This window comes from Pseudomonas orientalis, from assembly GCF_002934065.1.
GTDB lineage: Bacteria > Pseudomonadota > Gammaproteobacteria > Pseudomonadales > Pseudomonadaceae > Aquipseudomonas > Aquipseudomonas orientalis_A.
This window is the reverse complement of sequence record NZ_CP018049.1, coordinates 5096583-5109463: the sequence shown is the minus strand read 5'-3', so window position 1 is coordinate 5109463 and position 12881 is coordinate 5096583. Positions and strand designations below refer to the sequence as shown.

The window sequence follows — 12881 nt, the reverse complement described above, 5'->3', positions numbered from 1 at the left end:
TGCGCAAAGGGCTCGACGCTGCTGGCGTTGAGGGGCTGCCAGCGACATCACTGATGAGCCTCGTTTGTCGAGGCCTATGCAGATGACTACGCCGGCGCGCAGGGGTTCTGTTTTATTTTGCAGGCTTAATGGGCGCGGGCCTGGGTGACGCGGTCGACGAGGTAGACCAGCCCGTGATAATCGATGCCGCCGTGCTGGCTCAGGCCGATCTCGCAGGTGCGGCTGGTGGAGATGCCTTCGCTGCAGTGTTGCACCGCGTCCTTGAGGCTGCGCAGTGAGTGAGCGTTGAGTTCCGGGGTGGTGAAGCCTTTGTCGCCGGCGAAGCCGCAGCAGTGAATGCCTTCGGGGATGACGACGGTCCTGGCGCAGCGTCGGGCGAGGTCGATCAGCGCCTGGCTTTCACCCAGGTGCTGGGTGCTGCAGGTGACGTGGACGGCAATGGGCGCTTCCTGCGGCGTGAAGTCGAGGCGGTCCATGAGGTGGGTGCGGATGAAACGTACGGGGTCGTAGAGGTCCAGTCGTGTCTCGCCCAGGTCTTGCGTCAAGCGCAGGGTGCACGGGCTGGTGTCGCAGTAGATCGGGTCGAGGCCGCCACGGCTGGCGTGGAGCAGGGCGCCGATCAGTTCCTGGCGCTTGTGTTCGGCCTGTTCGGCATAACCCTTGGAGGCGAAGGGTTGGCCGCAGCACAGGTTGTCCTGGTGGTCGGGGAAGACCACTTGGTAACCGGCTTTTTCCAGCAGGCCACGGGTTTTGTCGTACAGCGACATTTGCTCTTTATCCCCCGCCGCCGGGCCCATGGCGCGTGAGACGCACGCCGCCAGGTAGACCACCCGGGGTCGCTCGTCGGTGACGGCGGGGCTGAAGCGAATGGCTTTTTCCGGTTGTGGCATGGCGTTGGTCCACTGCGGGACTTGCCCTTTGGACAGCCGGGTGACGGTGGCCGATAACTTCGCCAGGCGTGGGGCGCCCAGCAGCATGCGCGCGCCGTTGGCGACATGCAGTGTAAAACGCGCGCCTTGCAGTGCGGTGGCGAAATGGGTGGCGAGCCAGTCGGCGGTTTTCGTACGGTCGGCGTCGCGGCTGCGCAGCTTTTTCATCAGGTCGCCGGTATTGATGCCTACAGGGCAGCGTTGGGCGCAGAGCCCGGTCGCGGCGCAGGTGTCGATGCCTTGGTAGTGGAAGGCCGCTTCCAATTCGGTGGTGTCGACGCCGGCGCGTTGTTTGGCCTGGATATCGCGCCAGATCACGATGCGCTGGCGCGGGCTCAAGGTCAGGCCTTTCGACGGGCATACCGGCTCGCAGAACCCGCATTCGATGCACTTATCCACAAGCTCGTCGGCGGCGGGCAGGGGCTTGAGGTGTTTGAGGTGAATCTGCGGGTCGTCGCTGAGCACCACGTCCGGGTTGAGGATGCCGTTGGGGTCGAGCAGGCGCTTGAGCTGCCACATCAGTTGATAGGCATCGCTGCCCCATTCCAGTTCGACGAACGGCGCCATATTGCGACCGGTGCCGTGTTCGGCTTTCAACGAGCCACCGAACTCAACCGCCACCAGCTGTGCAACGTCGTCCATGAACGCTTGATAGCGTGCGACTTCTTCCGCGCTGTTGAAGCCTTGGGTGAAGACGAAGTGCAGATTGCCTTCCAAGGCGTGTCCGAAAAGGATGGCTTCGTCGTAGTGGTGTTTGTCGAACAGCTCGATCAAACGGTTGACGCCAATCGCCAGCTGCTCGACCGGGAAGGTGACGTCCTCGATGATCACGGTGGTGCCGGTTTTGCGTACGGCGCCTACGGCAGGGAAGGTGTCCTTGCGAATCGCCCAGAGCCGGGCGTTTTCCAGTGGGTCTTCGGTGAAGTCGACCTGTTTCTCCACCGCAAAAGCGGCGAGTGAGGCCATGATCAGCGCCAGTTGTTCATGCAGTAATGAAGGAGAAGCGGCGCGGGATTCGATCAGCAGCGCGCAGGCATTTTCCGACAGTTGCTGTACGAACGCCGGCATGCCCGGTTTGTTCTGTACCGAGCGCAGGCTGCGCCGGTCCAGCAGCTCAACGGCCGACACCGGCTGGGTTTTCAGCACGGTGACCGCGTTGCAGCAGGTCTCGACGTCCGGGAATACGATGAGTGCCGAGGCTTTGTGCGGGTGATCGATCACCGTGTCGTAGGTCACGGCGCTGATAAACCCCAGCGTGCCCTCGGACCCCACCAGCAAATGGCTGAGGATATCCAGCGGGTCATCGAAATCCACCAGGGCATTCAGCGACAGGCCGGTGGTATTTTTCAGACGGTATTTGTGGCGGATTTTTGCCGCCAGTTCGGCGTTTGCCCGCGTCTCGCGGCCCAGTGTGGCCAGACGTTCCAGCAGTGCGCCATGGGTGTGGCGGAAGGCCTGGATGCTGGCGGGGTCTTCGGTGTCGAGGCGGCTGCCATCGGCCAGGACCAGACGAATGCCTGCCAGGGTGTGGTAGGTATTTTGCGCCGTCCCGCAGCACATGCCACTGGCGTTGTTGGCAACGATGCCGCCGATCTTGCAGGCGTTGATCGACGCCGGGTCCGGCCCGATCTTGCGCCCGAATGGCGCCAGCCAGGCGTTGGCCTGAGCGCCGATGACGCCGGGTTGCAGGCGGATCTGCAGGCCTTGTGCGCGAATTTCGCGGCCATTCCACTGATCACCCAGCACGATCAGTACCGAGTCGCTGATGGCCTGGCCGGACAAGCTGGTGCCCGCCGCGCGGAAGGTCACGGCGACGCGGTCGCGCTGGGCCAGTTGCAGCAGCGTGACGACTTCGTCCTCCGACTCGACGCGTATCACCAGCTGTGGGATCAATCGGTAAAAACTGGCGTCGGTGCCGAAGGCGAGGGTGGAAAGTGGATCGTCAAAACGACGATCCTTCGGGATCAGTTGTGCGACGTCGCTCAGGAATGCGGCAGGCAGGCTCATCGGTCCTCCAGAAATAGCTGACGCCGGAACCGTTGTCCGGCGTCGATTCTTACCCTATTGCGTGCAGGTCTCAGTGCACCAGCATACCGGTGAACCAATACGCCTGTGCCAGGGTGATCAGCCCGACGATCGTGGCGAAGAACAGGCTGTGTTTAAGGGTAAAGCGGAACAGGTCGGATTCCTTGCCGACCAGGCCGGTCGCGGCACAGGCCACGGCGATCGATTGCGGCGAAATCATTTTGCCGGTCACGCCGCCACTGGTATTCGCCGCCACCAGCAAGGTGTCGTTGACGCCGATCTGGTGGGCGGTGGTGGCCTGCAACGAGCTGAACAGTGCATTGGACGAGGTGTCCGAGCCTGTCAGGAAAACGCCGAGCCAGCCGAGGAACGGTGAGAAAAACGGGAAGGCCGCGCCGGTGCCGGCCAGCACCAGGGCCATGGTCGAGGACATGCCCGAGTAGTTGGTGACAAAGGCGAAGGCCAACACCATGCCGATGGACAGGATCGGCCAGCGCAGCTCGTAGAAGGTCTCTTTTAAAGTGGTAAGACCAGTTTTTGCGTCTATTTTCAATACCACCATCGAGATCAGCGCGGAGAAGAAAATCGCGGTGCCGGTTGCTGAAATCGGGTCCAGCTTGAATACCGCCGGTATGGCGGTGGGGTTGGTGACGATCGGCGCGACTTTGATTACCAGTTGGTCGAGGTGCGGGATCGCAAAGTTGAACACCCAGCTGTACATCGAGCCGCCGGCGGCGAACATCGCCTTGAAGGACTTGAGGGTCCAGATGGTCACCAGCACGGTGAGGATCAGGAAGGGCGACCACGCCTTGAAAATCTGCCCCAGGCTGTACGGCGAAACCAGGGTGTTGCGCGGCAAACCGAAGCCGCCGGCGCTGGCGGTAACTGCTGTGCTCGAGGTGGCGCCGGCAATCTGCGCGCCGGCGCTGCGTTTGGGTTGCCAGACTTTCAGGAATAAGGTCAGGGCGATCAGGCTGGCCAGTGCCGAGGTGATGTCGGGCAGTTCAGGGCCGATGAAGTTGGACGTGAAGTACTGAGTGACGGCAAAGCTCAGGCCGGCCACCAGGGCTGCGGGCCAGGTTTCGCGAACGCCGCGCAGGCCGTCCATCATGAACACCAGCCAGAACGGCACGAACAGTGACAGCAGGGGCAGCTGGCGACCGGTCATGGCGCCGATCTTGAAGGCGTCGATGCCGGTGACCTGGCCCGCCACAATGATCGGGATACCCAGCGCACCGAAGGCGACCGGGGCGGTGTTGGCAATCAGGCACAGGCCGGCGGCATAGAGCGGGTTGAAACCCAGGCCGACCAGCAGCGCGGCGGTAATTGCCACGGGCGCACCGAAACCGGCCGCCCCTTCGAGGAAGGCGCCGAAGCAGAAGCCGATCAGCAGTACCTGCAAGCGCTGGTCGTCGGTAATCGACAGGACCGAGCTGCGGATCACTTCGAATTGGCCGCTCTTGACCGTCAATTTGTAGAGAAATACCGCCGCCACGATGATCCATGCAATCGGCCACAAGCCATAGGCGAAGCCGTAGCCGGCGGCTGCCAGGGCCATGTCCACCGGCATCTGGAAGGCGAAAATCGCCACCAGGATTGACAGCGCCAGCGTGATGCTGCCGGCCACGTGCCCCTTGAGGCGGAATACAGCCAGGGCCAGGAAGAAAAATACGATGGGTATAACGGCGGCGAGTGCGGATGCACCGAGACTGCCAAGAGGGCTGTAGAGCTGTTGCCAGGTTTGCATATGGGGTGGCCCCTGATTGTTGTTGTTTGTACGCTTTGGATAATTGGTAATACCAATTTACAGTCGCTGTGGGCTAGATTAAGAGGCTTGGCAGGGGTGTGTCAATTTGCCGCCCAGGAAACTTTGGTCGTACGAGTGGGTGTGCGGCGTTCTGATCGGGATAATCCGAGGCGTTCTGATAGGTGTCGGGAGCGCGGCGATAGGCCAGAATAGAGAGCCCGGCGCGTGGTCGGGATGGTGGAGAGCGGGTTATGGGGTTTGATCAGGTGCGTCAGCGCCGTTTGTCTGACGATATTGTCGAGCAGCTCGAGGGCATGATCCTTGAGGGCACGTTGAAGTCGGGCGAGCGCTTGCCGGCCGAGCGCGCATTGGCTGAACAATTTGGCGTGTCGCGCCCGTCGCTGCGCGAAGCGATTCAGAAGCTGGCGGCCAAAGGGTTGTTGGTCAGTCGTCAGGGCGGTGGCAACTATGTGGTGGAATCCCTGGGGTCAACCTTCAGTGACCCTTTGTTGCATCTGCTGGAAAACAATCCTGAAGCGCAGCGGGACTTGCTGGAATTTCGCCAGACGCTTGAGGCTTCCTGTGCTTATTACGCGGCATTGCGGGCAACGGAAGTGGACCGTGAGCGGCTGACGGCGGCGTTCGAGGCGTTGCAGGATTGCTACGCGCGCGTCGATGAGGTGAGTCGAGTGGAGGAGGGCGCGGCAGATGCGCGGTTTCACCTGGCCATTGCCGAGGCCAGTCATAACGCCGTGCTGCTGCACACCATTCGCGGGCTGTTCGATCTGCTCAAGCGCAACGTGGTGACTAACATTGGCGGCATGTATCAACAGCGCACCGAGACCCGCGACATGCTGATCAGCCAGCATCGCGATCTGTACCTGGCAATTATTGAAGGGCGGGCCGAGCAGGCGCGGGAGATCTCAACGCGTCACCTGCTGTATGTGCAGGAAGTGCTGGAGGAGGTTCGTCAGGAGGTTCAGCGCGTGGCTCGGGCGGAGCGACGTAAAGGCATGTAGCCTCGGGCGAGTGGCCCGAAGCTGCATCGTCACAAGGTTAGTCTTCCTTGCCTTTGTTACGCACTGCGCGATGCAATTCGCGATTGGAGTCGCGCTCGCGTTCGGTATCGCGTTTGTCGTATTCCTTCTTGCCCTTGCCCAGCGCAATTTCGCACTTGACCAGGTGCTTGCTCCAGTACCAGGACAAGCAGATGCAGGCGTAGCCTTTCTGCTGTACTGCTGCGGCGAGTTTTTCCAGCTCGCGGGCATTGAGCAGCAGCTTGCGCGTGCGCACCGGGTCGGCAATTACATGAGTGCTCGCGGTGGTCAGCGGGGTGATATGACTGCCCAGCAGCCACGCCTCGCCATCCTTGAGCAGCACATAGCTGTCGACCAGCTGCAGCTTGCTGGCACGCAGACTTTTTACTTCCCAGCCGGCCAGGACCAGACCAGCCTCGAACCGATGCTCGATGAAGTAATCGTGTCGCGCCTTTTTATTTTGCGCGATGGTCCCTGTTGGGTGTTTCTTTTGTTTAGCCATAGGGGCGGCATTATAGGGAGTTGCGAGCGTGTCGGCTACGGTCAACCTGCGTGCTTGAGCGTGTTGGACGAATCCCGGACAATGCGGGCAGTTCTCTGGTTTTTTTCTCTCGCGGATCTGGCTGTTGTTTCGCGATGTTTGCCCGCTCAGCTGTGGAAATAACGCTCACATGACGACGCATATTCAACGTTCGGCCCTGCTGCCGTATCCCGCACAGGCGCTCTATGACCTGGTCAACGACGTCGCGCGTTACCCGGAATTCCTGCCGTGGTGCTCCACTGCCGAGGTTTTGGAGGGCGATGACGGGTACATGGTTGCCAGCGTCGGCGTAGCCAAGGGTGGGCTTAGCCAGCATTTTGTTACGCGCAATGTGCTGGTGCCTGGAAAATCCATCGAGATGAATCTGCAGGAAGGCCCGTTCACCCAGTTGCATGGGGTGTGGGTATTCAAGGCGCTGACGGACAAGGCCTGCAAGATCAGCCTGGATCTGTCGTTCGATTACGCAGGGCCGATCATTCGCGCGACATTGGGGCCTTTGTTCAATCAGGCGGCGAATACGCTGGTGGATGCGTTCTGCCAGCGGGCCAAGCAACTGCATGGTTGAGATTGAAGTGGTGCATGCCGCCGTTGATCGCCAGGTTTTATTGCAGGTGAAGGTTCCGGCGGGCACGAGCCTGAGGGCGGCGGTGCAAATGTCGGGAATGGCTGAGCAGTTTCCGCAATGGATGCTGGCTGACTGCCCGCTTGGGATCTTCGGCAAGGTGGTGGCGGACGCCGATGTGCATGTTGTGCAGCCAGGTGATCGAATTGAGATCTACCGGCCGTTGCTGGCAGATCCGAAGGAAATACGTAGGCAGCGTGCGGCCAGGGCGGCGAAGACCAGGCAGCAAAACTCATAAATCCTTCAGACAACAAAAAGCCCGGCATGCCGGGCTTTTTGTTGAGTGTTGCTTTGTTACTGCGGGCTGGTGTCCAGAGGCTGTGGCGTCGGGACAGGCACGGTTTCCACGCCATCGACGTCTTTCTGGATCTGGTCCAGCAAGGAGCCTGGCTTGGCCGGCACCTCGGATTTCGGCTTCTCGGCTTCCTGCGCAGGGGCGGTCACGCTGGTGCCGCTGTCCTTGCCCAACAGCGCTTCATCGCGGCTTACGCCAGGCATGAAGTCGCCGGACAGGCTGACAAGCTGGTCATTGCCATTGAAAATGACACTGACGCGCTCCTGCTGGCGCTCACCGCCGCCAGGCTGGAGGCTGTAGAGATAATCCCAGCGATCGGCATGGAAAGTGTCGGTCAGCAGGGGATTGCCCATGATAAACCTTACTTGCCGTCGGGTCATTCCCGGACGTAACTGGTCTATCATGTCCTGCGTGACGACATTGCCCTGCTGGATGTCGATTTTGTAAACCCCGGGGAATGAACAACCGGCGAGTGCGAGCAGTCCCACAAAGGTGAAACTGGTTAGCAAGAGCTTGGTGTTTTGCATCGGTGGGCGACTTCCACTATCTTGGCTGGGACAACGTAAACGCCGATCATACCCGTATTAAGAGAAGCTGCGAAGCAGCATCCGCGAGAAAGCTAACCATGGTTGAAAATAGCGAACTACGCAAAGCCGGTCTCAAAGTGACTCTGCCCCGAGTCAAGATTCTACAAATGCTCGATTCTGCTGAGCAACGCCACATGAGTGCCGAGGACGTTTACAAGGCGCTGATGGAGTCTAATGAGGACGTCGGCCTGGCCACGGTTTACCGTGTCCTGACCCAGTTTGAAGCCGCAGGGCTGGTGGTTCGTCATAATTTCGACGGCGGTCATGCAGTGTTTGAATTGGCCGACGGCGGGCATCACGACCACATGGTTGACCTGGATACCAATGAGGTTATCGAGTTCACCAGCCCTGAGATCGAAGCGCTGCAGCATAAGATCGCTGAGGAGCATGGCTTCGATTTGGTCGACCATAATCTGGTGCTGTACATCCGTAAGAAAAAGTAAAAAACGACGCAGATTTGCTCTGCGCAACGATCGAAGGCGACCCTAGGGTCGCCTTCGTGCTTTATATAAGAGGGAAAATGCTCGCTCAGGCCTTCGCTGCTACGACCATCTTCTTCGCGTGCGCCAGGGACTCCTTGGTCAAATCAATACCGCCGAGCATCCGCGCCACTTCTTCCACGCGCTCCGACTTGTTCAGCTTGGACACGGCCGTGCGCGTCGCATCGCTGCCCCGCACTTTGTGCACGAACAAATGCTGATGCCCCTGGGCCGCCACTTGCGGTAAGTGGGTCACCGTCAGCACCTGGCCACGATCGCCCAGGCGGCGCAACAACTGGCCAACAATCTCGGCAGTCGGCCCGCCAATGCCCACGTCCACTTCATCGAATACCAGAGTCGGTACGCGCGAGGTTTGCGCCGTGATGACCTGGATCGCCAGGCTGATCCGTGACAGCTCGCCGCCGGAGGCGACTTTGGCCAAGGCTTTGAGCGGTTGCCCCGGGTTGGCGCTGACCAGCAGTTCTACCTGTTCCAGTCCGTGGGGTTGCAGTTCATGGCTGGTATTGGCGTGCAGCTGGATGGTGAAGCGGCCACCGGGCATGCCCAGGCGCTGGATTTCCTGTTCCACGGCACCGGCCAGACGGGTAGCGGCCTGTTGGCGAAGGTCGCTCAGCTCACGAGCCTTTTCCTGATAATGGCGGGCGAAGGAGGCGAGTTCTTCGCCGAGGCGCTCGATCGACTCGTCGTTCGCGTTCAGGGTCTCGATTTCATCCAGCAGCTTTTGTTGCATTGCCGCCACTTCGGTTGGCTGGATTCGATGTTTGCGCGCCAGGGTGTAGATGGTGTCCAGGCGCTCTTCTATTACCTGCAGGCGCGCCGGGTCGGCATCGAAATGATCGAGGAAGCGGTTCAGCTCGCCGACCGCTTCCTCCACCTGGATCTGCGCGCTGGTCAGCAGGGTAGTGGCTTCACTCAGTGAGCCGGAGGCGTTAGTCACGCTGGACAGGCGATTGAGGCTGGCGGTCAGTGCGTTAAGCACATTGCCGGAATCACTTTCGCTGCATTGCTCGATCACCTGGCGACAGATGCCCAGCAGTGTCTCGGCGTTGGTCAGGTTCTTGTGTTCCTGTTCAAGCTGTTCCAGTTCGGTCTCGCCCAGGCCCAGGCTTTCAAGCTCTTCGAGTTGATAGCTGAGCAATTGGTGGCGAGCGCGTTGCTCGTCGCCGGAATTGGAAAGGCGTTCCAGTTCCTGGCGCGTCTGGCGCCAGCGTTGGGCGGCCAGGTGAACCTGGCGGGCAAGTTCGGTGGCACCGGCGTACTCATCCAGCAGGCGGCGATGGGTATCGGTTTTCAGCAGGGACTGGTGCTCATGCTGGCTGTGGATATCAATCAACAGTTCACCCAGGGCTTTCAAATCGCCAAGGGGGCAGGGCGTGCCGTTGATATAGCCACGTGAGCGTCCTTCGGCGGTGATCACTCGGCGCAGGATGCACGGGCCTTCGTTATTGAGGTCGCGCTCGGCCAGCCAGGCCTCGGCCTCGGGAATATCCGCCAGATCGAATGTGGCCAGGATGTCGGCCTTGTCGGCGCCGGGGCGCACCACGCCACTGTCGGCGCGGTCCCCGAGCGTCAGGCCCAGGGCGTCGAGCATGATCGACTTGCCGGCGCCGGTCTCGCCTGTGATTACGCTCATGCCGCGATCCAGTTCGAGATCCAGATGTTCAACGATGGCGTAGTTATGTACGGACAGGTGCACGAGCATGACGGCCGCTCCCAGGCTTTAGGTCTGGTTATTTATACAGTGTTTTGTTCTGAGCTGACAATCCTGACGCTTAGCTCGATTTGCTTGATCGCTCGTTTTTTTTAGCTCAATAAGGAATGTAGAGGCGGGAAATAATCCGAGACATACGAAAGACTTTTGGTAACCCCTGCACCCTTGAACCTGAAAATTGTGGCCCCATATACCGGAACAGAAGCGCGAGTTGAGTTCGCGCATGATTTTGAAAGGAGAAATCTATGGCTGACGAACAGACGCAGGATACGCAAACGCCAGACGCCAATTCGGCCGCCGGTGATGAGCTGGGGACTCGTGTGCAAGTGCTCGAAGAGCAATTGGCCGCAGCGCAGGATCAGTCGTTGCGTGTTGCCGCCGATCTGCAGAACGTCCGCCGCCGTGCCGAGCAGGACGTAGAAAAAGCTCACAAATTCGCATTGGAAAAATTCGCCAACGACCTGCTGCCGATTATCGATAGCCTGGAGCGTGGCCTTGAACTGTCCAATCCGGATGACGAAAACATCCGCCCCATGCGTGAGGGGATCGAACTGACCCTGAAAATGTTCCAGGACACCCTGAAGCGTTATCAGCTGGAAGCCATCGATCCGCAAGGCGGTGAGCCGTTCAACGCAGAGCACCACCAGGCGATGGCGATGCAGGAGAGCCATGACCTGGAGCCCAACAGCGTATTGAAGGTATTCCAGAAGGGCTATCTGCTCAACGGGCGCTTGCTGCGCCCGGCAATGGTGGTGGTGAGCAAGGCTCCCGCCCCCGTTTCGCCTTCTATTGATGAGCAGGCTTGAAATCCGCCGCAAGGCCCCCATTTATAAGTCAAGCGATTAAGTGCTACCGCAGTTAGCCACAACTGCTGCGGCAACCAAATTCAAGTTTCGGGAGAGTCAAACATGGGCAAGATTATCGGTATCGACCTGGGGACCACCAACTCGTGCGTCTCGGTCATGGAAAACGGCAAGGCCAAAGTTATCGAAAACGCTGAAGGCGCGCGTACCACGCCGTCGATCATCGCTTACGCCAACGACGGCGAGATTCTGGTCGGTCAGTCGGCCAAGCGTCAGGCCGTTACCAACCCGCACAACACCCTGTACGCGGTAAAGCGTCTGATCGGTCGCAAGTTCGACGAGGAAGTCGTACAGAAAGACATCAAGATGGTGCCTTACAAAATCGCCAAGGCCGACAACGGTGACGCCTGGGTTGAAGTGAACGGCAACAAGATGTCCGCACCGCAGATCTCGGCTGAAGTCTTGAAAAAGATGAAGAAGACTGCCGAAGACTACCTCGGTGAGACCGTGACCGAAGCGGTGATCACCGTTCCGGCCTACTTCAACGACAGCCAGCGCCAGGCGACCAAAGACGCCGGCCGCATCGCGGGCCTGGATGTAAAACGTATCATCAACGAACCTACCGCAGCGGCCCTGGCCTACGGTATGGACAAGGCCAAAGGCGACCACACCGTGATCGTTTATGACCTGGGTGGTGGTACTTTCGACGTCTCCGTTATTGAGATCGCTGAAGTTGACGGCGAGCACCAGTTCGAAGTGTTGGCCACCAACGGCGACACGTTCCTGGGTGGTGAAGATTTCGACATCCGTCTGATCGACTACCTCGTTGACGAATTCAAGAAAGAAAGCGGCATGAACCTCAAGGGTGACCCGCTGGCGATGCAGCGCCTGAAAGAAGCCGCTGAGAAAGCCAAGATCGAACTGTCCTCGAGCATGTCCACCGACGTGAACCTGCCGTACATCACCGCAGACGCTACCGGCCCTAAACACTTGAACGTGAAGATATCTCGCGCCAAGTTGGAAGCGCTGGTTGAAGACCTGGTTCAACGCACCATCGAACCTTGCCGCATTGCGCTGAAAGACGCCGGTATCGACGTGGGCTCGATCAACGACGTGATCCTGGTCGGTGGCCAGACTCGTATGCCGCTGGTGCAGCAGAAAGTTACCGAGTTCTTCGGTAAAGAAGCACGTAAAGACGTGAACCCGGACGAAGCGGTTGCCATGGGTGCTGCCATCCAGGGCGCAGTATTGGCCGGTGACGTGAAGGACGTGTTGCTGCTGGACGTCAGCCCGCTGACCCTGGGTATCGAAACCATGGGCGGCGTGATGACCGCGCTGATCGAGAAAAACACCACGATTCCTACCAAGAAATCTCAGGTGTTCTCGACTGCCGACGACAACCAGGGCGCTGTGACCATTCACGTGCTGCAAGGCGAGCGTAAGCAGGCCGCCCAGAACAAATCCCTGGGCAAGTTCGACCTGGCCGAGATTCCACCAGCACCACGTGGTGTGCCGCAGATCGAAGTGACCTTCGACATCGACGCCAACGGCATTCTGCACGTTGGTGCGAAAGACAAAGCGACCGGCAAAGAGCAGAAGATCACCATCAAGGCCAACTCCGGCCTGTCTGATGAAGAAATTCAACAGATGATTCGTGATGCTGAAGCCAACGCTGATGAGGACGCCAAGTTTGCCGAGTTGGCCGGTGCCCGTAACCAGGGTGACGCGCTGGTTCACTCGACACGCAAAATGGTCGCTGACGCTGGCGACAAAGTGACTGCCGAAGAGAAAGCTGCGATCGAGGCTGCCGTGGTTGCCCTGGAAGCCGCCGTTAAGGGCAACGACAAGGCTGCTATCGAGAGCAAAATCGAGGAGCTGTCGAAAGTCTCCGCGCCGGTCGCTCAGAAAATGTATGCCGAACAAGGTCAGCCAGCTGATGCTGCAGCGCAACAGGCAGAGCCTGAAGCCAAGCACGACGACGTTGTCGATGCCGAGTTCGAAGAAGTCAAAGACAACAAGTAATTGGGTTGTCCGGTTGACCGCTTTCAAGCGGTGACTGGTAGGATGTCGCCGCGCGGGAGCTT

11 protein-coding genes are annotated in these 12881 nt (G+C 59.6%); 6 read left to right on the top strand and 5 right to left on the bottom strand.

All coding sequences use genetic code 11. The features are described from left to right. Positions 1-125: 125 nt before the first annotated feature. Both BOP93_RS23050 and BOP93_RS23045 read right to left on the bottom strand, forming a co-directional pair. Positions 126-2936: an FAD-binding and (Fe-S)-binding domain-containing protein gene (locus BOP93_RS23050; RefSeq protein WP_104504771.1), complete on the bottom strand. Its 2811-nt coding sequence runs from the start codon at positions 2934-2936 to the stop codon at positions 126-128. Between the two features lie 70 nt (positions 2937-3006). Then, positions 3007-4701 (bottom strand): lactate permease LctP family transporter, encoded by a 1695-nt coding sequence (locus BOP93_RS23045; protein WP_104504770.1) that lies wholly within the window; start codon positions 4699-4701, stop codon positions 3007-3009. Positions 4702-4952: 251 nt separating this feature from the next. Here BOP93_RS23045 and BOP93_RS23040 point away from each other — a divergent pair, with 251 nt between their 5' ends. Beyond that, positions 4953-5720, top strand: a complete 768-nt coding sequence (locus BOP93_RS23040) for a GntR family transcriptional regulator (protein WP_057725002.1) — start codon at positions 4953-4955, stop codon at positions 5718-5720. 37 nt (positions 5721-5757) lie between these two features. Here the strand turns inward: BOP93_RS23040 and smpB are convergent, their stop codons facing one another. Then, positions 5758-6240, bottom strand: a complete 483-nt coding sequence (gene smpB, locus BOP93_RS23035; protein ID WP_003235073.1) for an SsrA-binding protein SmpB — start codon at positions 6238-6240, stop codon at positions 5758-5760. Positions 6241-6409: 169 nt separating this feature from the next. Here smpB and BOP93_RS23030 point away from each other — a divergent pair, with 169 nt between their 5' ends. Together BOP93_RS23030 and BOP93_RS23025 are read left to right on the top strand one after the other, a co-directional pair. Continuing rightward, on the top strand, positions 6410-6844 hold the full coding sequence (locus BOP93_RS23030) for a type II toxin-antitoxin system RatA family toxin (protein ID WP_104504769.1): 435 nt from the start codon (positions 6410-6412) through the stop codon (positions 6842-6844). Further along, a complete protein-coding gene (locus BOP93_RS23025) occupies positions 6837-7139 on the top strand; it encodes an RnfH family protein (protein ID WP_104504768.1) in 303 nt (100 codons plus the stop codon). Before BOP93_RS23030 ends, BOP93_RS23025 begins: the two co-directional genes overlap by 8 nt. A 56-nt stretch (positions 7140-7195) precedes the next feature. Here the strand turns inward: BOP93_RS23025 and BOP93_RS23020 are convergent, their stop codons facing one another. Next, entirely contained in the window at positions 7196-7723 is a 528-nt protein-coding gene (locus tag BOP93_RS23020; RefSeq protein ID WP_057725005.1) for an outer membrane protein assembly factor BamE, read from the bottom strand. A gap of 98 nt (positions 7724-7821) precedes the next feature. Here BOP93_RS23020 and fur point away from each other — a divergent pair, with 98 nt between their 5' ends. Further along, the gene (gene fur, locus BOP93_RS23015) at positions 7822-8226 is read left to right on the top strand and encodes a ferric iron uptake transcriptional regulator (protein ID WP_003194220.1); all 405 of its coding nucleotides are present in this window, start codon (positions 7822-7824) and stop codon (positions 8224-8226) included. Positions 8227-8311: 85 nt separating this feature from the next. Here the strand turns inward: fur and recN are convergent, their stop codons facing one another. Beyond that, positions 8312-9985: a DNA repair protein RecN gene (recN, locus tag BOP93_RS23010; RefSeq protein ID WP_065883929.1), complete on the bottom strand. Its 1674-nt coding sequence runs from the start codon at positions 9983-9985 to the stop codon at positions 8312-8314. A gap of 254 nt (positions 9986-10239) precedes the next feature. On the opposite strand from recN, the gene grpE reads away from it, so the two are divergent. Both grpE and dnaK read left to right on the top strand, forming a co-directional pair. Continuing rightward, positions 10240-10800, top strand: a complete 561-nt coding sequence (grpE, locus tag BOP93_RS23005; RefSeq protein WP_057725007.1) for a nucleotide exchange factor GrpE — start codon at positions 10240-10242, stop codon at positions 10798-10800. Positions 10801-10902: 102 nt separating this feature from the next. Continuing rightward, positions 10903-12819 (top strand): molecular chaperone DnaK, encoded by a 1917-nt coding sequence (dnaK, locus tag BOP93_RS23000; RefSeq protein WP_104504767.1) that lies wholly within the window; start codon positions 10903-10905, stop codon positions 12817-12819. Positions 12820-12881 lie beyond the last annotated feature (62 nt).